Annotated in this window: 18 protein-coding genes and 2 pseudogenes; 14 read left to right on the top strand and 6 right to left on the bottom strand. The window is 45.6% G+C overall.

Annotation, left to right across the window (positions count from 1 at the left end):
* The first annotated feature begins 366 nt into the window (after window positions 1–366).
* Both Q0V21_RS00400 and Q0V21_RS00395 read left to right on the top strand, forming a co-directional pair.
* The gene (locus Q0V21_RS00400; RefSeq protein ID WP_301877056.1) at window positions 367–1,665 is read left to right on the top strand and encodes an NCS2 family permease; all 1,299 of its coding nucleotides are present in this window, start codon (window positions 367–369) and stop codon (window positions 1,663–1,665) included.
* Window positions 1,666–1,875: 210 nt separating this feature from the next.
* Window positions 1,876–2,514: pseudogene (locus Q0V21_RS00395) on the top strand (SDR family oxidoreductase); the annotation flags it as partial.
* A 159-nt stretch (window positions 2,515–2,673) separates the two neighbouring features.
* Here the strand turns inward: Q0V21_RS00395 and Q0V21_RS00390 are convergent.
* Window positions 2,674–3,264, bottom strand: coding sequence for a TetR/AcrR family transcriptional regulator (locus Q0V21_RS00390; protein ID WP_301877055.1), 591 nt, complete (start codon window positions 3,262–3,264; stop codon window positions 2,674–2,676).
* 190 nt (window positions 3,265–3,454) lie between these two features.
* Between Q0V21_RS00390 and Q0V21_RS00385 the strand changes: the two genes are divergently transcribed.
* Window positions 3,455–4,117 (top strand): nitroreductase family protein, encoded by a 663-nt coding sequence (locus Q0V21_RS00385; protein ID WP_301877054.1) that lies wholly within the window; start codon window positions 3,455–3,457, stop codon window positions 4,115–4,117.
* 366 nt (window positions 4,118–4,483) lie between these two features.
* Here the strand turns inward: Q0V21_RS00385 and Q0V21_RS00380 are convergent, their stop codons facing one another.
* From Q0V21_RS00380 to Q0V21_RS00370, 3 genes are all read right to left on the bottom strand, one after another.
* Complete coding sequence (locus tag Q0V21_RS00380) at window positions 4,484–4,840, bottom strand: hypothetical protein (RefSeq protein WP_143805485.1); 357 nt, start codon at window positions 4,838–4,840, stop codon at window positions 4,484–4,486.
* Between the two features lie 255 nt (window positions 4,841–5,095).
* Window positions 5,096–5,842, bottom strand: a complete 747-nt coding sequence (locus Q0V21_RS00375) for a MerR family transcriptional regulator (protein ID WP_301877053.1) — start codon at window positions 5,840–5,842, stop codon at window positions 5,096–5,098.
* A gap of 21 nt (window positions 5,843–5,863) precedes the next feature.
* Window positions 5,864–6,475 carry a CPBP family intramembrane glutamic endopeptidase gene (locus Q0V21_RS00370; protein WP_301877051.1) on the bottom strand — a complete coding sequence of 204 codons (612 nt, stop codon included), beginning with the start codon at window positions 6,473–6,475 and terminating at the stop codon, window positions 5,864–5,866.
* 221 nt (window positions 6,476–6,696) lie between these two features.
* Here Q0V21_RS00370 and Q0V21_RS00365 point away from each other — a divergent pair, with 221 nt between their 5' ends.
* Together Q0V21_RS00365 and Q0V21_RS00360 are read left to right on the top strand one after the other, a co-directional pair.
* The gene (locus Q0V21_RS00365) at window positions 6,697–7,236 is read left to right on the top strand and encodes a cysteine hydrolase family protein (RefSeq protein ID WP_301877050.1); all 540 of its coding nucleotides are present in this window, start codon (window positions 6,697–6,699) and stop codon (window positions 7,234–7,236) included.
* 328 nt (window positions 7,237–7,564) lie between these two features.
* Window positions 7,565–8,497 (top strand): alpha/beta hydrolase family protein, encoded by a 933-nt coding sequence (locus Q0V21_RS00360; RefSeq protein ID WP_301877049.1) that lies wholly within the window; start codon window positions 7,565–7,567, stop codon window positions 8,495–8,497.
* 111 nt (window positions 8,498–8,608) lie between these two features.
* Here Q0V21_RS00360 and Q0V21_RS00355 read toward each other — a convergent pair whose 3' ends face one another.
* Window positions 8,609–9,223: a TetR/AcrR family transcriptional regulator gene (locus Q0V21_RS00355; protein WP_285075511.1), complete on the bottom strand. Its 615-nt coding sequence runs from the start codon at window positions 9,221–9,223 to the stop codon at window positions 8,609–8,611.
* A gap of 535 nt (window positions 9,224–9,758) precedes the next feature.
* On the opposite strand from Q0V21_RS00355, the gene Q0V21_RS00350 reads away from it, so the two are divergent.
* The 8 genes and pseudogenes from Q0V21_RS00350 to Q0V21_RS00315 all read left to right on the top strand — a co-directional run bounded on the left by Q0V21_RS00350 (window position 9,759) and on the right by Q0V21_RS00315 (window position 20,324).
* The gene (locus Q0V21_RS00350) at window positions 9,759–10,808 is read left to right on the top strand and encodes an amidohydrolase/deacetylase family metallohydrolase (protein WP_301878374.1); all 1,050 of its coding nucleotides are present in this window, start codon (window positions 9,759–9,761) and stop codon (window positions 10,806–10,808) included.
* The gene (locus Q0V21_RS00345; protein WP_301877046.1) at window positions 10,786–11,898 is read left to right on the top strand and encodes a DgaE family pyridoxal phosphate-dependent ammonia lyase; all 1,113 of its coding nucleotides are present in this window, start codon (window positions 10,786–10,788) and stop codon (window positions 11,896–11,898) included. The genes Q0V21_RS00350 and Q0V21_RS00345 overlap by 23 nt, the downstream gene beginning before the upstream one ends.
* Complete coding sequence (gene dagF, locus Q0V21_RS00340) at window positions 11,891–12,646, top strand: 2-dehydro-3-deoxy-phosphogluconate aldolase (protein ID WP_301877045.1); 756 nt, start codon at window positions 11,891–11,893, stop codon at window positions 12,644–12,646. Before Q0V21_RS00345 ends, dagF begins: the two co-directional genes overlap by 8 nt.
* Window positions 12,639–13,652 (top strand): sugar kinase, encoded by a 1,014-nt coding sequence (locus Q0V21_RS00335; RefSeq protein WP_301877044.1) that lies wholly within the window; start codon window positions 12,639–12,641, stop codon window positions 13,650–13,652. The genes dagF and Q0V21_RS00335 overlap by 8 nt, the downstream gene beginning before the upstream one ends.
* Before the next feature lie 10 nt (window positions 13,653–13,662).
* Window positions 13,663–14,385 carry a GntR family transcriptional regulator gene (locus Q0V21_RS00330; protein WP_301877043.1) on the top strand — a complete coding sequence of 241 codons (723 nt, stop codon included), beginning with the start codon at window positions 13,663–13,665 and terminating at the stop codon, window positions 14,383–14,385.
* Between the two features lie 333 nt (window positions 14,386–14,718).
* A complete protein-coding gene (locus tag Q0V21_RS00325; protein ID WP_301877042.1) occupies window positions 14,719–17,019 on the top strand; it encodes a stalk domain-containing protein in 2,301 nt (766 codons plus the stop codon).
* 244 nt (window positions 17,020–17,263) lie between these two features.
* Entirely contained in the window at window positions 17,264–19,552 is a 2,289-nt protein-coding gene (locus Q0V21_RS00320) for a preprotein translocase subunit SecA (RefSeq protein WP_301877041.1), read from the top strand.
* 17 nt (window positions 19,553–19,569) lie between these two features.
* Window positions 19,570–20,324, top strand: a pseudogene (locus Q0V21_RS00315) (class I SAM-dependent methyltransferase).
* A gap of 104 nt (window positions 20,325–20,428) precedes the next feature.
* Here the strand turns inward: Q0V21_RS00315 and Q0V21_RS00310 are convergent.
* Window positions 20,429–20,842 (bottom strand): MerR family transcriptional regulator, encoded by a 414-nt coding sequence (locus Q0V21_RS00310; RefSeq protein WP_301246794.1) that lies wholly within the window; start codon window positions 20,840–20,842, stop codon window positions 20,429–20,431.
* 97 nt (window positions 20,843–20,939) lie between these two features.
* On the opposite strand from Q0V21_RS00310, the gene Q0V21_RS00305 reads away from it, so the two are divergent.
* On the top strand, window positions 20,940–21,770 hold the full coding sequence (locus Q0V21_RS00305) for an SDR family oxidoreductase (RefSeq protein WP_079345217.1): 831 nt from the start codon (window positions 20,940–20,942) through the stop codon (window positions 21,768–21,770).
* Window positions 21,771–21,836: the final 66 nt, after the last annotated feature.

Below are 21,836 nucleotides of genomic sequence, written 5' to 3'. Positions count from 1 at the left end.
GGAAGGTTGTTCTGTCATCGGAGTGGCATATGTAAATATTCTTTAGTTCAATTTATATAGAAGAACAATTTGAGAAAAATCGAAATGAAGACAAAAACGAATGAATACTCCATTTCATTTCAATATAGTTCGTAAATAACTGTGAACAATACGTTAATTCGTTGACAAGGAGTGTTGTTTTTATTAAAATTCGAAAGGGGCATCAGGTTAAAACAGAATGAGTATCTTTTTCATTGGTTTAGAATCTCAGTTTTTAATCCTAATGACGAATATAGGAGCGGTAATATTACAATCCTATTACGATGATTAGGATTTTTTTGTTTTTGGCTTGGGTGAATAAATTGAAAGTTGGAGGCTGGCTTTATCATGGACAACTGGTTCAAACTAAAAGAAAGAGGCACGACCGTTTCAACTGAGATCATCGCAGGAATCACAACATTCTTCACGATGGTATACATAGTTATCGTAAACCCAGGAATACTCAGCAGTACGGGGATGGACTTTAATGGAGTATTCATTGCTACGGTGTTGGCGAGTATTGTGGCGACGCTAATTATGGGAATAGGGTCCAATTATCCGATTGTTATCGCGCCTGGTATGGGTCTGAATGCATTTTTCGCCTATAGTGTAGTTGCCGGATATGGCGTGTCTTGGCAGGTTGCACTGGGAGCGGTATTTATAGCAGGGCTCTTGTTTATTATTTTATCGCTTACCTCATTCCGTTACATGCTGCTTGATGCCATTCCTGCGAGCCTTAAACACGCGATAACAGCAGGAATCGGATTGTTTATTACAACGGTAGGCCTGCAAAATTCAGGAATTATTGCTGATTCAGAATCAAATTTGATTACGATTGGGAACTTGGCAGAGCCAATGACTTACCTGACCATTATCGGATTGATTATCACTGTAGTGCTTATGGCGTACAATGTTAAAGGTTATCTGTTTATCGGAATGGTGGTCACAGCGATACTTGCCTGGATTATGGGACTGTTTCAAATGCCGGAATCGATTGTATCCATGCCGCAAGGCCTCACGACAACGGCTTTCCAACTAGATTTGTCAGGTGTATTCTCTAATGGCTTGTATACCATCATATTTACCTTCCTGTTAATCACGCTGTTTGATACAACGGGGACGATGCTCGGAGTTGCTGAACAAGCAGGTCTGCTGAAGGAAGGCAAATTTCCGCGCTCACGCGGCGCCCTATTAGCTGATGCCGTAGGGACTACCACAGGCGCTTTGCTTGGAACGAGCCCAACATCGGCTTATATCGAGTCCAGCACAGGAGTGGCTGCAGGAGGAAGAACAGGACTGACGGCAGTAACGGTAAGTGTTCTGCTTGCTCTTACTTTGTTCTTTACACCTATCGTAAGTGTGATATCAGGTATCCCGGCGATTACTTCACCAGCTCTGATTATTGTTGGCTACTTTATGATTAGTGTGATCAGCAAAATCAATTGGAAGGATCTCGAAGAAACATTTCCTGCTTTCCTGATTATCATTCTTACTCCATTGACGCACAGCATTGCTACAGGCATTGGCGTAGGCTTCATTTTCTATCCGGTACTCAAGCTGCTTCGCGGAAAGGGTAAGGATGTTCATCCGATATTCTACATTTTTGCCGTATTGTTCTTCATTCAGCTTGTATTCCTGGACCACTAAGAAACAGTTAAGAAACTGTCTAATCAAAGGGGCTTTTGAGAAGCCCCTTTTCATATTAGCGTTTCGGCATTTTGCTTCATCCATGTACAGCGAGCTAACGCTAGAGTTCAATTAAAAGGGACCGTTTCTGTACAATTACCGCTGGCTCTTGTTGGGATCACAATTACGATTGTACGCGGTACGCTGGCAACAGATCCGGTGATTTGATGTCAAGAAATCAAATCGTACGGTGGGCAGGCTATTGGTGTAAAGGGAGATGTCTCCAAAGAAGAGGACGTAAAGGAGCTGGTACAGGCGGCGCATGAACATTTTGGCTCCCTGGATATTATGATCAACAATGCCGGCATTGAGAACGAGGTTCCGTCAGAGGAGCTGAGTTTGAAAGACTGGAAACGGGTCATTGATGTGAATCTAACCGGAGCGTTCCTCGGTTCAAAGGAGGCCGTGAATTACATGCTGGAGCATGATATCAATGGCCGAATCATCAATATTTCCAGTGTACATGAAGTTATCCCATGGCCGCATTTCCTTCATTATGCCGCGAGCAAGGGCGGGGTCAAGATGATGACTGAGACGCTAGCTCTGGAGTTTGCGCCAAAGGGCATTCGTGTGAACAGCATCGCTCCGGGTGCAATTAACACGCCCATTAACGCAGTTAAATTCGCCAATCCCAAACTGCGAACATCGGTTGAGGATCTGGTGCCGCTCGGTTATATCGGAAAGCCGGAAGAAATTGCAGCGGCTGCCGTATGGCTCTCTTCTTCGGAATCCAGCTATGTGACAGGTATTACCCTGTTCGTTGATGGAGGCATGACAAAATATCCTTCCTTTCACGGCGGACGTGGGTAATCGACAGACTCAAATGAAGCATAGCAGACCGAGCAACGTTTGGAATGTTACAAACCAGCCTACTATGTATTTTTAATAGGGGCTTTTTTTTGTTAGTTGCATTAAATGGGTAAGCATTTGAGGAGAAGCAAGTTGTCCCTTAAAAATGTATCCCAGGTGCTACCCGAGGAGTTCTTTGGCTCCGTTCATCATTAAGGGCATTGTCTGTTTAACGAATGCTTCCGCACTTAATTGACACCCTTCATTGTTCCAAACGTAAGCGGCCCCATACATCCCCCAACTTAACATGATAGAAGATGTATTTATTAATAAGTACGCGTTTGGACTTGATAGCATCTTGTCTTTATCTATAAAGGATAGGAGAATCGATTGGATTTTTTCCTTTATTTGAATTTCGAATACAGATCCAAGCGATGTATACCTTCTTTTGCACATCGTGCTTAAACCCTCGTGAAAATCGCACACACCCAGAAAAACACTCTGAATGGTTTCTTCATTTAATACTTCGTGACCGGTTAATCTTCGATTTATGATTGTCATGAATGATTCCATTAATTTTGCTTCCAGAATCTCAAATTTATCGACAAAGTGCGCATAAAAAGTCGCTCTGTTAACCGTTGCACGCTCTGCAATATCCCTAACGGTTATCGATTCAAAATCTTTTTCTTGAGTTAATGAAGCAAAAGCGTCCTGAAGGAGTCGCCGTGTACGTTTCACACGAGGATCAGCATCATTTTTTTTAATTGTCATCGTTAAGATCTCCCCTAATAATACGACATTATAGAAGTAGTGTTGTCTATCCAACGGTTTATGTTTATTGATGATTGCGTACCATTCGGTTGGTATTATACCATATAAATACAACAAGTGTTGTTCAAACTACTTATGTTGTATTGAAAGAAAATAAAGAATGCTGCTTTTCAAAAGGGAGGAAAGAAACATGCCGGTTTCACAACCATTTGTAACAATGGGGCACCAACTTTTTTTTGATGTTATTGGAGAACGCCGTTCGGTTCGTAGTTATAATGCCGAAGCCAAGATTTCGCGGGAGGAATTGACCGACATATTGCGACAAGCCACGTTGGCTCCTTCAGCCGCTAATCTGCAGCCATGGCGTTTTCTCGTTATCGATTCGCCGGAGCTGAAGCAGAAGCTGCTTCCAATCGCATTCAATCAACAGCAAGTCGTCGAGGCTTCGGCAGTTATTGCGGTACTCGGAGATTTGGAGTGTTATACATTGGCCGAGAAAATCTATGGAATGGCTGTCGAAGCGGGTTACATGCCTGCAGAAACAGCTAAATCGTTCGTGGAACGCTATACTGGGATGTATTCGAGCATGCCACCCGAGGCTATCCACGAAAAAGTGTATACCGACGGGGGGCTAGTATCGATGCAGCTCATGCTTGTCGCCCGTGCTAAAGGCTACGACACGGTATCGATGGGCGGCTACGACAAACCAAAGCTCAAGGAAGCTTTCCACATATCAGAACGCTACATTCCGATTATGTTAATCGCCATTGGCAAGGCGGCGAAGCCCGGTCATCCGACGGTGAGGTTGGCAGTTGATGATGTAGCTTTCTTTAACGAAATGCCTAACGAATAACAAACTGTAAAAGACCCTGGCGCCGCATAAACAACGGCAAACTATGGTCTTTTACAGTTCTAAGTCTACTTATGGAATCATGAGCTTAGAAGTTGCAATACAAAGATATGTCTGGCACGGGCAACATCATATTGCACAAATAAATCAACCGGAACGAGTTTACGACTTTATCGAAAACAAAAGAGTGATGCCACTCAAAATGGCCATATCGATTGCCGATTCCATCGGTTTTTATATGGGAAATACCAAAAGATCTCTTCACTAGTGAAGAGATCTTTTGGTGTACAACAACTTTTTAAGAAAATCACATTACATCATAATAACGGATGAGAGCTTGAATCCACTTGCAAGGCCTGTTTATGGTGTCTAATGTCCACCTGTATTGGAAGCCCAGACAGGATACCAGCCCAAGGCCGGATTTTCATTGTTGTACAGTACCAGATTGCCGTCAGTTTGCATGATCAACACATTACCTCTAAGATTGGCTGGCACATTGTCTGCTCCATACCATGCCTTAGCCCACGCCAAGTTATCCGATGTCCAATAAGGTGTGTTTTGCGGATCTGATATGACCAACTTACCGCTGAAATAATTAATCTGGAGTTTATGTATTCTCGTGTCTTTAGTCTTGGAGTTCCATATCATCGTGCGTGTCTTGACGTCCCAGATTTGCGCATCGCCCCAGTTATCAAATTGAAACGAAAATCTGTTATTGTTTGACACTAACCCTCCACCAGCGACATTATACATTGTGTCATAAATCAGCCGATCTCCACTCGCAGCGGAAGTCACAGGGGAAAATGGAATCAAAAACATGAGTATGGCAAGACAAGATAAAAAGACTTTTTTCATATAACATCCTCTTTTCCCGAATATGTTTTAGTTGCTTGTCAAATATATCATATATTTTTCTTTTATGGATAAAAATTCAATAAGTACAAGGACTCATACTGGATCGGGAAGAAGAAGGGAATTGGTTCAATCCTTTAGAGAAGAATTCGTATTGAATACCTCAAATGCTTCTTTTAAAAAATCCATGGTATGCTTAGGCACTAACGACTCATAGGCTTTTACGTTTTTATACAGTTCTTCGTTATGTACCCCGTTATAGAAAATCAGATTATTTAATGGAGTATTTGCAACTATGTCTTGCAGCTGCTGCTGGAAGCAGGGATAATCTGGTTTAAGATCGTTCACGATAGCTCGATGGACAAGCAATAACAAATTATATAGTTGTCCATCCAAGTACGTTTGCTTAGAGATATCCTCTGGAAACACCTGATCAATAATATCCATAGAGACATACTTTTGAAGCAGCTTTTTTTGAGCCTTCTCAACACGCATGGAATTCATAAGGAGCATGAGTATTTCTGAGTTTGATTCTAAGAGTTGATCTTGCTCGGTTAACAATTGTATTCGTTTAATTAAAGCTAAAGAATAATCAATTGCTTCTCTTCTTTGTTGAAGTGATTGTTCTTGAACTCTGATTATTTCTTTGAAAGAATATTTCGGATTTTCAAAACAGACTTTAATTTCGTTCAAAGAAAGACCTAAACTTTGTAATAATTGGATTTCATGAAGCCTTTTAAAATCCTCGTTTACATAGATATAATGGTCATTTTCATTTTTTTGTGTGGGTACTAATATTCCAAGTTGTCGATAATGTCGTAATGTACGAACCGTAGTGTCAGCCAGCTTTGCAAATTTACTCACTGTTAATTTCATATCATTCCTCTTTTCAAAAAATCATTTCTTGTATTTTTTCGCCAAAATAATTCCAATAGAAGTATTATAAATCCCATGGGCAAGCATGGATGGAATTAACGACCCGGTAAAATAAAAAAGTAGTGCAAAAATCAAACCATTTACAAACACACCTGTGAGGATGCCGACGGCTCCTTTATATTGGGGAACATGTATTACCCAAAATAGAAAAGTGCTTATTAAAATAACGAGCCAATCCACTATTAAAGAGTATCCAATAAATAAACCAATGAGCACGCCTCTAAAAAAGAATTCTTCAAAAAAACCACCGCCTATTGCAGATACAGCTATACCACTTGGTCTAATCATTATTTTTTTAACCATATCTGATCCCTCGGTTTGGGGTAGTTCTGTTCTTGTTTTAATGAATGTAACTAGAACAATAGTCGTTATAAACAAACTGGAAATAAGACCAATGAGTATTGCGGATAAAATACTAATCTCATTTGGTATAAATAAGGAAGCTATAAATGGTAACATTTCTCCCCGTTTAACTATCCAAATAAGAACCAATCCAATAAAAAGAAATGTTGTTAGCGTTAGTGATACTCTCAACAGTATTTTGTACGGTTCCTTTGCCTTGGTTTCAGTCATAATATAAAGCTCCTTTTATCACATTTTTTTCATTATAGATTGTGACGTAGCGTCCCAAGCAACATTTGCTTTTTGTTCAGAAAAAAGCTCTTGTCCCAAACGGAGGGCAAGAACTTTCTCTAATATCTGTAAAGTTGGAAAAAATGATGAATATAATTATGGTTACAGGAAATTCTAACCTCTAGAAATTAATGAAGAAGAAGAGGAGAGGAGGGATAATTATGATCCATAAGCCAGCTTTATTGATTATAGATGTGCAAACCGGATCTTTTAAGAACCCTCTCTTTATTCATAACAGTGAAAAATTATTAACCAATATCAAGCAGCTTATTACTTGGGCCCACATAAGTAAGATTCCAGTTATACTTACGCAGCATAATGGGAAATTAGGGACAATTACCTCAAAAACGTCTTCAGGCTGGACTCTTCACCCCGACTTACCCTTGTTAGTTGAAGATGTAAAAATTGAAAAGGACTTTCCGGATTCATTTCAAGGTACCAACCTTGAATCACATTTAAATCATTTAGGCGTTAATCGACTGATTGTCGCGGGAATTCAGACGGAGATATGTGTTGATGCGACATGTAGAAGAGCATTTAGCTTGGGATATGACGTTATTCTAGTAGAAGATGCCCACAGTACCGCGGAGTCTTCCTTATTAAGTGCAGAACAGATCATTTTACACCATAATATTATTCTACAAAACTGGTTTGTTTCTTTAAGCGACACTCAGAAGATCATAATGTCGGTTTCAAGATAAACAAATATCCATCTACGTTTTGGTTGGAGATTTAGCATCATGGTTAGGGAAAGGGCCCCCAATTTTGGGGGCCCTTTATGTTTCAAGGTCTGGGGACAAGAGCATGATTGATTTTAATGGGGCAAGATGAAAGTGACGCTAAATTTACCAATAAGTTTGAAGTGTTAGCGGATCAAAATGGGCAATAATTTAAAATACATTGCAAACGGAACTACGTTCCGTATATAATAGGAACACCGTTCCGCTTAACTCATCTTATCTTTGGTACATGATAGGCGGCGGCAAACACAAATCTTATATCTCTTAAAGAAGGGCAGGAACATTTATTATGGAAATTATGAATAATACATCCTCTCCAATCGTTTCAGTGAAACAGATCGTGCTATCAGCCCCTTGGCGTGGGGAAGATCTGAGAGTGAGAGTATCCGCGCCGACGACTGGTGGAAACTTACCAATCATTGTTTTTTCACATGGCTCTGGCTCGTCATTGGAGGGTTACGGCCCGCTGGTTGATTTCTGGGCTGCACACGGTTTTGTGGTCATACAACCCACCCATCTCGACTCAAGGACCGTGAATCTCCCCAAGGACGACCCCCGCACACCTCGGATCTGGCGTTCCAGAGTTGAAGACATGAAGCTCATCCTCGATCAGCTTGATTTTCTAGAAGCTGCTGTTCCTGGCCTGAGCGGGCGCCTTGACCGAAGCCGCATCGCCGCAGCCGGACACTCCTTCGGCGGCCAAACGGCGGGCAATCTTCTGGGTTTGCGAGTTTTCAACCCGGAGACCAAGCAGGAAGAGGACCTATCCGACTCGCGCATCAAAGCAGGCGTGCTGTTTGCCACCGCTGGGCAAGGTGGAGACAGCCTGACACCGTTTGCAGCCGAGAATATGCCGCATCTGAACGTGAGCTTCGCACACATGACTACACCCAGCCTTGTAATTGTTGGGGACCAGGACTACGTCCCGCAAAAGTATCAGTTGACTGTCCGCGGCCCAGAATGGATGGCCGATCCTTACTTCTTAAGCCCGGGAGCCGAGAGCCTGCTCACCCTCTTCGGTGCAGAACACTCACTTGGTGGAATCCCAGGTTATGAGGTCAGGGAAACAACAGATGAAAATCCAGAACAAGTCGCCTTGATCCAGCGAGTCACGTGGGCTTACCTTCGCCATGCACTCGATATTGATCATGCCAGCTGGTCAGCAATACACAAGACTTTGTCGGAAAGTGCCAGTCCTGTTGGTCGACTTGAATCCAAGTGAAGCTCTAGGAAATGCAAAATGCGCTCCCTTCTCGGCATCAGCCGGTGAGGGAGCGCACTGTCGATATTCTGATGGTCTTGCTGCGTAGATGAACTTGAGCACTTGGAGATGTTAGCGGTTCGCACGATAGCGCAACCCATCTACGAGCAGAGAAATGATATGTTGCACATGTACCGTATCTCCGTTGTCTACCGCCGTGCAGAGGCTCGCAACGGCCCACAGCAATTCGTCTGGTTCGACATCGGCACGTATTTTACCAGCAGTGGTCGCCGTTTCAAGCAAGATTTTAAGAGCTGGACTTAGTTCCTCTACAAAACAGACAGGCAAAGTCTCGTATGCCGGATCCTTTGAATGTAGGGCCGCCGCGAGTCCGCGTTTGGTCGCTATGAAGTCCAAATAGCGCAGCATCCACTGCTCTAATGCTTCAACTGGTTCATATTTAGCAGCTAAATCTTCAGCAGCATCTGCGCAAGCATCAATCTCCTGTCGGAAGACAGCCTCTATGAGATCCGAACGTTGTGGAAAATGGCGATATACCGTGCCGACGCCAACGCCAGCCTTCTCCGCAATCTCCCGAATTGGAGCGTCTACTCCTGAAGTTGCGAATACAGTCATCGCGGCCTGGAGCAAAGCATGAATGTTGCGCTTTGCGTCGGCTCGTACGGATCGAACCGTGCAGTCGTAAGACTCTGATTGATCACTACGGTCTTCCGTTTTGTCGTTCATTAAGTAGCATCCTCCATAAGTTAATCCCCAATTTATAATAATAGAAATCCTCTATTACTGTATATCCGGATAATTGTACTATTAACACTAAAATAAATATACATCTATTAGATCATCACAATGGAAAATCGAAATAAAAATACGGAAACCTATTGTTTTTTGACTATTGTCTTACGTTTTTGGTCTAGGAATCATCTGGAGATTTACATAGAATTACAACTCATGCTGCCCTTGAAATCACTCAAAATCGAATCCATGACCCCGGTAAGATTGGATTCTTTCATTTATATACATCTTGGGATTATAAATCACTGTTCTCTTCTAGATTACACCGTGCTAATATAAACATTATAACATTATAATCTTTAAAGTGGAGCAGCTCACCAAGTTTATTATTCAATTTAGGGGTGTTCTGCTTCCAAGACACTTATCATTTTTTTTGAATTTTTTCTGTATACAGGGGTTAAAGAAGGAGATGGGATGAGTGGGCACAGAGAATGTGCTGCGCAATTTGCAGCTTGTGGATGGGCGAATAATGGATATAGCCATTCAGGATGGGATTATCACCGCCATTACACCGGCAGCCCAGGCGGAAGGAGAGAGTGGGCTAGACTGTACGGGGCTATATGTGTCCAGCGGATGGATTGATCTGCATGTGCACGCCGTACCGGAGCTCGATCCCTATGGCGATGATATCGACGAAATTGGAGTAAAGCAGGGAGTAACGACGCTGGTGGATGCCGGAAGCTGTGGTGCAGACCGAATAGGAGTTTTGTATACCGCGAGTCTGAAGGCTGATACCCGAGTGTTTGCTTTACTAAATATTTCAAGAATCGGGCTTGAACGGACAGATGAATTGTCTCAGCTGGAATGGATTGACCGGGAGAAGGTTCTGGAAGCGGCAGCAACCTATCCTGAATTCATCGTCGGTCTGAAAGCCCGCATCAGCCAGAGTGTTGTCAAAGACAGCGGTATACAGCCGCTCAAGCTGGCACGCACAATGTCGGAAGAAACGAAGCTTCCGCTCATGGTGCATATTGGCTCCGCTCCGCCCGCGATATCCGAGGTGCTGGAGCTGCTGCAACCGGGTGATGTAATCACCCATTACCTTAACGGCAAGTCCAACAATCTGTTCCACGCGGACGGCACACCCCTGCAAGGGTTGCTGGATGCAGCTGCCCGAGGAGTTCATTTGGATGTGGGGCATGGCACGGCGAGCTTCTCCTTCCAGATTGCAGAACAGGCCAAGGCGGCAGGCATTGCGCTGAATACCATCAGCACGGATATCTATCGGGGCAACCGTCTGAACGGACCGGTGTACAATATGTCAAATGTGCTGACGAAATTTTTGATTCTCGGCTATAGCCTGGAAGAGGTCATCCAAGCTGTCACAAGCAGCGCAGCGGGGTGGCTCGGCAAGCCGGAGCTTGGACAGATAAGGGTGGGACAGCAAGCCAACCTGACTTTGTTTGCACTGGAAGCAGGCGAGAAGCAGCTTAAGGACTCGGAAGGCGATGTTCGGGTAGCGCAGTACTATATTGAGGCTAAAGGAGTCTTTACGAATGGGTCATTCATTACAGGCTAGATATGGATTGAAACGGGTTATTAATGCCAGTGGAAGAATGAGCATCCTTGGCGTTTCCGCACCAACAGATTCGGTTATGGAGGCGATGAAGCAGGGCGGACAGCAGTACGTGGAAATTGCGGATCTTGTGGACAAATCCGGAGAATATATTGCACGACTGCTTGGCTCGGAAGGGGCGGTTGTCGTGAACTCAGCATCCAGCGGCATTGCGCTGTCGGTGGCAGCCTTTGTGACTTCCGGAGATCCGCGACTCAGCCTTCGCCTGCATCAGGAGCCGATATTGAAAAATGAGATTATTATGCTGAAGGGCCATAACGTGCAGTATGGAGCTCCGGTCGAAACCATGGTATTCCTTGGCGGAGGCAGAGTGGTGGAAGTTGGATATGCCAATGAAGGCCGCAAGGAGCATATTGAACAGGCGATTGGTGAACGCACCGCAGCCATTCTTTATGTCAAATCCCACCACGCCGTCCAGAAGAACATGATTTCTGTAGAGGAGGCGTGGGAAGTTGCAGTGCGCAGAGGGGTGCCACTGATCGTCGATGCGGCTGCGGAAGAGGATCTGCGCAAATATGTTAAGTATTCGGATCTGGCGATTTACAGTGGATCAAAAGCTATTGAAGGCCCTACCTCAGGCATTGTCGCTGGCAAAATGAAATATGTCGAGTGGTTAAAGGTACATCTGCACGGGATCGGTCGCAGCATGAAGGTGGGTAAAGAGACTACCTTCGGGCTGCTTCAGGCTTTGGATGAATACCAGGACAAAGCCGACAACAGCGAACGGGAGAGGCAGGCGCTGGAGGCACTTCAGCCGCTTGAGGGGCTTCCTGGAGTTTCCATCCGCATCGTGCAGGATGAAGCGGGCAGAGCGATTTTTCGTGGGCGCATCCAGATTGATTCCTCTGTTGCAGGAGTGGATGCGAGGCATGTCAATGATCGGCTGCGTGAAGGCGTAATTGCCGTATACACCAGGGATTATGGGGTTAAGCAGGGGTATTTCGATATTGATCCAAGGTCGCTTCAAGGTGATGATCTTCAGGTCATCGTCAGCAGAATACATGAAATCGTGGGGGGAAACAAGAATGAGTAATATTCTGCAGCGTCTATATAAGAACAGAGCCGCACTTAATGTACTGGCGGGCAGTATCGAGAACGCGAAGGAAGTGTACGAGGCTGCGGAAGGATATGTTTTGGTAGGTGTGCTTTCCAAAAATTATGCTACGGCGGAGGAAGCGGCAGCCGCGATGACTCTATACGGTCAGACGATCGAGGACGCTGTATCCATCGGACTGGGTGCCGGAGATAACCGACAGGCGGCAGTTGTGGCGGAGATTGCCGGAAGTTACCCGGGAAGCCATATTAATCAGGTATTTCCAGCAGTGGGGGCGACCCGCGCCAATCTGGGAGCTAAGGACAGCTGGATTAACAGCTTGGTTTCTCCATGCGGGCAACCCGGCTATGTGAATATATCGACCGGCCCTGTCAGTGCAGGCACCACTCCGTATGCTATTGTTCCGGTTCAAGCCGCCATTGCGTTGGTTCGTGACATGGGCGGCAATGCGCTGAAATATTATCCCATGGAGGGGTTGAAATTGGAGGAGGAGTACCGTGCGGTTGCCAAGGCCTGCGGGGAAGCCGGGTTTGCTCTGGAGCCTACGGGCGGAATCGACCTAGATAACTTCGGACCCATTTTGGAGATTGCACTTCAGGCTGGGGTGCCCCAGGTTATCCCGCATGTGTATTCATCTATTATTGATCGGCAGACGGGAAGCACGAACGTCCAGGATGTCGTCAGACTGCTTGAAACGATGAAATCGCTGGTGGACCGGTATGCATAGGATTGCGGCTTTCGGTGAAGTAATGATGCGGCTGCAGGTCCCGGGCCATGAAACCCTGGTCCAGAGCAACAGGCTGGAATATTCTTTTTCCGGCAGCGGGGTTAATGTAACGGCAGCACTGGCTGGGTACGGCCATAACGGTGCGCTTATTACCACCTTGCCGGAAACACCGGTAGGCGAAGCGGCAATTGCTTACTTGCGTAAACTTGGGGTGGATACCTCACTAATTAGCCGGGGAGGCAAGCAGCTGGGCATGTACTTTCTGGAGAATGGCTTTGGAGCACGACCCGGCAGAGTCACTTACACAGATCGACTGGGCAGCAGCTTCAATACCGCGGAGGAAGGCAATTACGATATGGTTGCTCTTGCCTCCCGGATCGACGTTCTTCATTTATGCGGGATTACGCTGGCTATGAATGATGGTGTGCGTAAACAAATGAAAAGGCTTGCTGCGGAAGTGAAGAGTACCGGGGGCAAAGTTGTTTTTGACTGCAATTACCGTCCTGCGTTATGGGGAGCAGATGGCTATGCCAAGGCCCGCCCGCATTATGAGGAACTGCTGGAGCTGACGGACCTGGTGCTGATGAATGAGAAGGACGGACAGTTTATCCTTGGCTTTGGAACTGGAGAATATGATAGAATGACACAGTTGAAGCAGGCGATTCCCGAAGTGGTTGAGCGCTTCGGAATCGGAACGGCAGCGGGAACCCACCGTGAGATTAACGCTGACCATACGCATTCCCTGACAGGATATATCTATCATCAAGGTACGTTTCTGTTTTCTCGCAAGCTGACTTTCCCGGTGTATGACCGAATCGGTGCCGGTGATGCCTTTGCCAGCGCCATCATTCATGGGGAATTGCAGCAATATCCGCAGCAGCAGACAGTTAATATGGCAGCGGCAGCAGCGATGCTGGCTCATACCACTCAAGGTGATACAGCGCTTTTTACCGAGATCGAGGTGCTCCGAGCGCTGTCGGACCATACCTTAGATGTTGAAAGGTAGTGAACAACGAGTGTCTTTGAAACGCAAGCAAGGCCCTTTATATCAGCAAATCCAGAAAATTCTCAAAGACCGGATTTTGCATGGCGTATATCCTTTAGGGAGCATCATCCCCTCCGAACCGCAGCTGGAGAAGGAATTTGGTGTCAGTAAAATGACAGTCCGCGGCGCGGTTCAGGAGCTTTCCCAGGAAGGTTATGTGCAGAAGAAAAGCGGTATCGGAACGATTGTCATGCGCAATACCTCCCATCAGAAGCTCTCTAAGGGCAAACGGTTTACAGAGCTGCTCGTAGAAGAGGGACACAAGCTGGAAAAGAAACAGCTGAAATCCCGGTTAATTTCGAATGATGCCGGTACGGAGGAATATGACCGCTACGGCCCGTATTGTCAGCGAATTGAACGGCTCTATATTTTGAATGGACAGCCTTATATTCATCTGATACACTTCTTGGCTGCAGCTGCATTGCCCGGTGGAGGTACGGCAGAAATGGTCACAAACATCCAGTCGCTGTATGACTCACTGGAGGAGAACGACATTGCGCTGGAAAACTTCAAAGACCGTTTCTTTGTAGAGAAGGCAACTCCTGAGGTGTGTCATTTGCTGGAGATCCCACCAGGGACACATGTGCTCAAACGCCTGCGTAACTCTTTCGACGGGGAAGGCAGACTCATTGAGCATAGTATCGGCTGCTATAACACAGAGCTTCATCACTATCTGGTCAATTACGACACTTGAAGTCGGTTAAGCAGTAGCTGGATGGTTCGATAAGCAGCCTTGTGTCTTAGGGACATCTTGTGAGCAGGGCTTTGCAAACGGCTTATTCAACGGATCGAGTACCAGACGAAAGGTGTTAATACAAAACCCACCGTGGGCATTTAGCTTTAAACGGTGGGTTTTGTTTTTTTTATCATTGATTATGAAGTGATAAGCATCTCCATTGAAAAATAGATGCTCTAAATCCACTATTTACAAATTTGCTAGAAACTTTTTCCTGAAACTAGCGTCTAATACTATGACTTTTTATGTGGGTAAACATTACTTGGGAGCAGAAGGAGCCAAAGACAAAGCATGAATCTGAAGAAGAAATTGTCCATTCTTACCGCTTTAGCTGTTTTTCAAGCATTTGCAGTCGGTTCTGTGAGTGCGCAATCAACACCGCAAGATGACACAGCGTCAGTAAATACAGCCACAACAGAATCGGTTGAGGTGCTAAAGCAAGAGCAACCAATTGCAGAGCAAGAAGTGAAAACGGGTAGCAGTAACGCATCCAGCAGTACTCTGTCCACTAAAGTAAAAGAAACAACAACTTCAACAGGCACGGAGGCAACACCTAAAACAGATGTGGACAAATCCGCCATTGGCGGGGAGGAAACAACTACAAACGAAACCAAAACGGGATCTACGATCCAGGAAGGAACCACTGAGGGTGTTGATACGCAAATTCCTCCTGCTCAAATAGAGCAGCCATCCATCGGGGGGGATTCTACCGTAGCATCAGGCGGGAATCTGACGTTGTACATGAATAGCAATAAAATGGAGCAGGATGGCAAAACGTATCTTGCTGGCCAGCCGATGACTGTCAAAAACGGTGTATCCTATGTTGCGATCCGCGCACTCGTGGACCGTGTGGGATACGGGGTCAAATACGATAACAAAACCAAGGAAACCATCATCATCAGTGGTGCTAATGAGCTCCGATTCAAAACTAACAGCACGGTCTATACCGTAAATGGAGAGTCCAGAACGATGAAAGGCCCTGCTTATCAGCAAAAAAATACGTTCATGGTGCCGTTAACTTCCATTACTCAAGCTCTGAACATCACCTATAAAGTGAATCAGTCCGCTAAAACGGTTGTGCTGAATCTAAATACTAAACCCGCTGCAAGCTTTTTGGTTTCACAAAAGGAAATTTTTGCGGGCGATAAGGTGGACTATATAACTTCTTACGTTTCTCCAAATGGACTGAAGATCGTTGACGAACGCTGGACAAGTCGTCAGGAATCGTTTGATCAAGCGGGTACATATACGATTTCATATCAAGTTCAGGATTCAAGCGGCCAATGGAGCGATCCCTATTCGATTACGATTCAAGTTCTGAGTCCTAATCTTCCTCCTGTAGCCATGTTCACAACCGACAAGGAACAATATAAAATGGGCGAAAAAATAACGTATATTGACCAGAGTACAGATGATGAAAACAGCATTAAAAAAACGGTTTGGGAGAACAATTCGCTGGCCTTCTTTGAACCTGGTCCCAAAACAGTGACACTCACCGTTACTGACAATCACGGTGCGACGAACACGTACTCCAAAGTTATAACTATAACCAATGAGACATTATATTCTTTTTCCGATTTCAATTTACTGTTCACGCCGGTAGGACAGAAATTTACCTTTAACGGTGGCGAAGTGACTTCTATGGAAAAAGTACCTTATACGTACACGGATGAGCCAAGTCTGCTGATCCGCAGCAACAGTCCGGAAACGGTGAATACGGAAGGCATCGTATACAAAGAATCGTCTTTAGGTCAGACCCGTTTCATGATTCACCATGTGAACAATACAGGTAAAAGGGTAAAAATGTATGTTATAGCAACAAACAACAACCCATATGCGGCAGTATTTGAACAACAAAATATGGGGTTTGCAGGACCTACTCCTTATGCTACTGTAGCTGGGAAATTGTCTATTGATAAATGGTTTAAGTCGATCCAGACCGGAGCCGATAAAAAGAAAGAGGTTATTCAACCTGGAGAAAGTAAACTGATTTTGACCGAACTCAATAAAACTCCAATAAAAGAAGGACAAGTGATTTCACTCTATTCGGATGCTTATAGTGATTATTCCCTCGACTATAACGTTATCCTGGTCGAAGAAAATAAAGATCCGTTCGAGGCTTTACCTATGCTACCTGTTCTTGATCGTGACGGTGTACACAACCGTGGAACATACCCTAATGCCACTCGTATCATAACGTATGATCAACAAGTGGGAGCCAAACCAGCTCGCCTGCCGCTTGGTGATAACGCAAGTGATCCCAATCTGGTTGGAACAGATCCAATGGCTTATACAGATGCGTCCAATGCGGGTAATTTCGGCGTATTATACAAAATCACGTTGAACAATGTCGCTCCGCGTACACTAATCTCATTTAACCCTCGTGGAGGGAAGTACTCAGGGGTAGCTCTAGTGAACAATCAGGTTGTATCCATTGCTGATGGTAACGTTGCTGTTAGCAATTCAAGTGAGCAAAGCGTTCTTTACCGCACAGGGGCATATGGAGAGAGCGTAACGATTCTTTTCTCTGCCGCGCCAGGAAGCAACCTGCCGGTCAATCTGCTCTTTACACCGCTCCCATCGGAGAAGTAATGCAGTTGTCTCTCATAAGCTAGAGCGGGAATGAATGATTTGGCTGACGTGTTAACATCCAAAGAAGAGACTCCGTAAGGAGTCTTTTCTTGTCACTGGGCAATATGAAGACATACGGAATAGATGTCGCTTAAAAAGCCATATGAGATGCTTCCCACAGTGTTTTAGGTCAACTTGGCGAATACGAGCTTATGATTTAAGTCATTTCTTACTCTTATTTCTACTGAGGAGGAATCAAATTCCGATGAATGTAGTCGTCAAGTTGATACGTGAATTCAAAGACCGCGATACCCGGCGTTTGTTGAAAGACTATCGAGACAAAGTGGAACTTATCAGGAAACGGAATTTGGAAGATTGGGACGATCAGCGGCTGCAAGCGGAATCCCTTCGGCTGCAAGAAGAAGCAAGATCAGGCACGCCTCTGGATGAGCTGCTTGTTGATGCTTATGCGTTAGTGTGCGAGGCTGCGAAGAGAAAACTCGGATTACAGCCTTACGATGTTCAAATCATGGCTGCTATCGCTTTGCACGAGAGATATTTGATCGAACAGCATACCGGTGAAGGAAAAACACTCTCTGCTGTTATGCCTGCTTATCTAAACGCGTTGACTGGTGAAGGCGTTCATGTGCTCACTTTTAACGATTATTTGGCAAATCGAGATGCGGCGTGGATGGGCCCGATCTACCGCTTCCTCGGGTTAACCGTAAGTTCAGTTCAAGCGGGCATGAGCCTGTTCGAGAAACGGGAAGCATACGCCAAGGATATAACCTATGTTACGGCAAAAGAAGCAGGGTTCGATTATTTGCGCGACACAATCGCATTAAATGAAGCTGATACTGTACACCGCCCTTTTCACTATGTCGTCGTCGACGAAGCGGATTCACTTCTTCTTGATGAAGCGCGGGTGCCGCTGGTCATTAGTGGCGATTCGAGTTCTTCCGAGAGTGACGGCGTTCTTTTCGCAGAAGTGGCCCGGCAGCTCCAGCCAGGAGAGCATTACGATTTTGACGAGTTCCAGCGGAACGTATACTTGAATGATGCGGGAGCTGCGAAAGCGGAGTTGCTGCTGGGATGCGGCAATTTGTACGATAGCCATAATAGTCATTTGTTAACGTCATTGAATTGTGCGCTGTATGTGGAATCGTTATTAAAAAAAGACGTCGATTACATCGTCCGGGACGGTGAAATTGAGCTAATCGAAGAACATACCGGCCGTGTGGCCGAGAACAGGTATTTGCCGGACGGGCTGCAAGCTGCGCTTGTGGCGAAAGAAGGGTTGCAGTGGAAGGCAGGTGGTAGAATTCTCGGTACGATCACCATTCAACACTTCATTAGCCTGTATTCAGGGATTTGCGGAATGACGGCCACGGCGCAAGCTTCAGCAATGGAATTCGAAGATATCTATGCGCTGCAGGTCGTGCAAATTCCGCCGAATCAGCCAAACATACGGATCGACCACAAGCACCGAATTTACACCCATAAAGAAGCCAAATATAAGGCGCTTGTACAAGAAATCTCTTCCGTCCATAGGGTGGGACGCCCCATTCTTATTGGTACGTCAAGCGTCGAGGAGTCTGACATGCTGGCGGAGGCACTTGCGGTTGCCGGCGTACCTTGCCAGGTTCTGAATGCAAAAAATGATGCGAAAGAAGCCGAAATCATCGCTAAAGCGGGAGAAATAGGCGCCGTAACGGTATCTACAAATATGGCAGGGCGCGGCGTCGACATTCGTCTCGGCGGCGGTAATCCCGCTCAGGCAGAAGTGGTTGCCAAACTGGGCGGATTATACGTGATAGGTACACATGTGAACGAAAGCATGCGGATAGATAACCAGCTGCGCGGGCGTTCTGGCCGCCAAGGTGACCCGGGAGCTTCCGTATTTTATTTAAGCCTGGAAGACGAGTTGATGCTTCGATTCGGCATTCATAGACTGTTTCGCGCTCCCAGGCAGGACGAGGTTCTTGATGATCCGGCGCTCCGCAGCAAAATCGAGCATATTCAGCGCGTTATCATGGGTCAAAACTTCGATATTCAGCGGGAATTGAACGGTTATTCGGATATGGTGGAGGACCAGAGGCGAATCCTATACGAGGAGCGGCTCGGAATATTGAAAGGCGAGAGATCGATGAGCCCATCGGAGCAGCGGGTACGGCTTTTTTATATCGATGAGTTCTGGGCTGACCATCTGGCATACGTTTCTTACATTCGCGAAAGCATCCATCTCGAGAGCATTACCAATCGCAACCCGATCGACGAGTTTCATACGCAAATCACCCAAGCATTCGAACAAATTCCGGCTAAAATAGATCATGAGTCGGCGAATATGCTTAGAAAACTTGGAGGTTCGAATGATCCGGCCAAATGGGAAGAGTTCGGTCTGAAGAGTCCTATTTCGACTCGGACTTATATGATCAACGATCAATACAGCCAAGAAAAGCGCAGCTCATGGACCGGAACGACGGTATTTGCTTTTTGGGGACGCGAGATTTTGAGGTTGGTACTGTGGCCGGTACATAGGCTGTCAAAATATTGATTGGAGCGTGACGATCGATGAACAGTAGAGAACGGTTTACGAGCCGGGTCGATTCGTATTTAAAATACCGCCCGAGCTATCCAAAAGAGGCTATTGACCATTTGTACGACGTCGTCGGTTTACGTGCGAACAGTAACATAGCAGACATTGGTTCAGGTACTGGGAGCATCTCAAAACTACTTTTGGAACGCGGAAGCGATGTAATCGCGGTCGAGCCAAATCAGGCAATGCGGGAAGCCGCCGAGCAAACGTTAAAAAGCAGTCCGAAATTTCAGAGTATGGCAGGTTCTGCAGAATCTACTGGATTACCTGATCAATCGGTTGAGTTTATTGTCTGCGCTCAGGCATTCCACTGGTTTGATCGCTCAGCAGCACAAACCGAGTTCCGCAAATTCTACAGCCAGGTGGGAGAGTAATACTCATCTGGAATTCACGTCTTACACACGGTACTCCATTTCGTGAAGAGTACAATCAACTGCTTCATACATACGGAACCGACTACGAAAAAGTTAATCATAAAAATATTTCTCAGACGATGCTGCTCTCTTTTTTCAAGGAAGGTTCAATGCATGAAGCTCGATTCAGAATGAGTCAAAAGTTCGATTTCGAGGGTTTGAAGGGCCGGTTGCTATCATCTTCCTACAGCCCTGTACCCGGGCATGCAAATTATGATCCAATGATGACAGAACTGCGGAATTTATTTGATAGGAATAATCAAAATGGTACTGTTGAATTTGATTATGAAACTGAGATTTTTTGGGGAGAAGTATAATTCCTCAAATTATGTTCCTCAAATTATACCCAGCTATATCCTCAAGCTATAGCTGGGTACGTTTGTGGAATTTATGTCCATAGAGCTTGTTCACAATTATACAGCTAGATGTTGATTTTAAGACGTAATTCGGCCATCATAGCCTCAGCTTGTGGTGGATCTTCATTCAACAGCTTCCTGTATGTCAGCATCCAATTCAGCGTTACAAGCATATGATCGTATTCGTCCTTCTTGCGTTCAATCTCATTGATCTTCTGAAGAATCCATTCGATTACTTCTTGGTTGGTGCGTGCGTTCGTATCATGATCCTGCAAAATTGTCTTCAGCTCAGCTAACGAACAGCCGATGCCTTGAAATTTCTTAATCAGCTTTAACCGATCAATGGCTTCGTCTGAGTAGTTGCGGTAATTATTCTTCTCGCGCTGAATATGTCTGCTATCAAGCAAGCCTTCCTTCTCATAAAATCGAATGGTGTGAGGGGTTAAACCCATCAAATCTGCTAATTCTTGAATTTTCATATAAAATCATACCTCCAAACGCTTGCCTTAGAGTTCACTTCATAGTTTAGACTGAAGTCATATCTTCGTCAAATGCTTAAGGAGGCGTTCAAATATTATGCGTATATTCGTTACTGGTGCAGCAGGTTATATTGGTACAGCCGTTGTCAGCGAACTCATCGGTGCGGGCCATCAGGTAGTTGGCCTGACCCGTTCGGAGAGTGGTGCTCACGTATTAGAAAGCTTGGGAGCCGAGGTGGCTCGCGGTGTTTTAGAGGATCTGGATTTACTGCGCAGCTGTGCAGCCACTTCAGACGGCGTTATTCATCTCGCATTTAACCACGATTTTTCTAATTTCGCCGGATCACTGGCAACTGATCTTCGCGCCATCGAAGCAATGGGAGAGGGGCTCGCGGGCTCCGGTAAACCACTTGTTATCACAGCACATGCGAATGGCAAAGCATCGGAGGATGCAGCGCTTGCGTTTATAGAACAAGACGTGAGAGCATCGATCGTCTCGCTTGCACCTTCCGTTCATGGAGAAGGAGATAAAGGCTTCGTGCCGGAATTAATCCGGATCGCTCAGGAAAGAGGTTCTTCGGCTTACATTGGAGACGGCTCTAACCGTTGGCCAGCGATTCATCGCTTGGATGCGGCAGTTTTGTTCCGCCTCGCTGTAGAATCTGCGCCTGCAGGCGCACGACTGGATGGCGTGCACGATGAAGGCATTGCGTTCAGCGACATTGCCACGGTCATTGGTCGTCATGTGGATGTGCCGGTAGTCAGCATCCCGCCTGAAGAAGCGCAAGCCATCTTCGGTTTTCTAGGTATGATCGCGTCGCTTGACTTAGCAAGATCAAGTGAAGGGACGAAGGAGCTGCTCGGCTGGAAGCCAGTCCAGCAAGGACTTCTCGCAGATCTGGAACAAGGACATTATTTCACAAAATAGCTTAACCGGAATGAAACAAACGTCTTGCTGTCGATGTTATATTTAACAAAAAAATCATCGTTGCCT

It is taken from the genome of Paenibacillus sp. 11B, from assembly GCF_030487755.1.
GTDB classification, from domain to species: Bacteria; Bacillota; Bacilli; order Paenibacillales; family Paenibacillaceae; genus Paenibacillus; species Paenibacillus vandeheii.
This window is presented reverse-complemented; position numbering and strand designations above follow the sequence as displayed.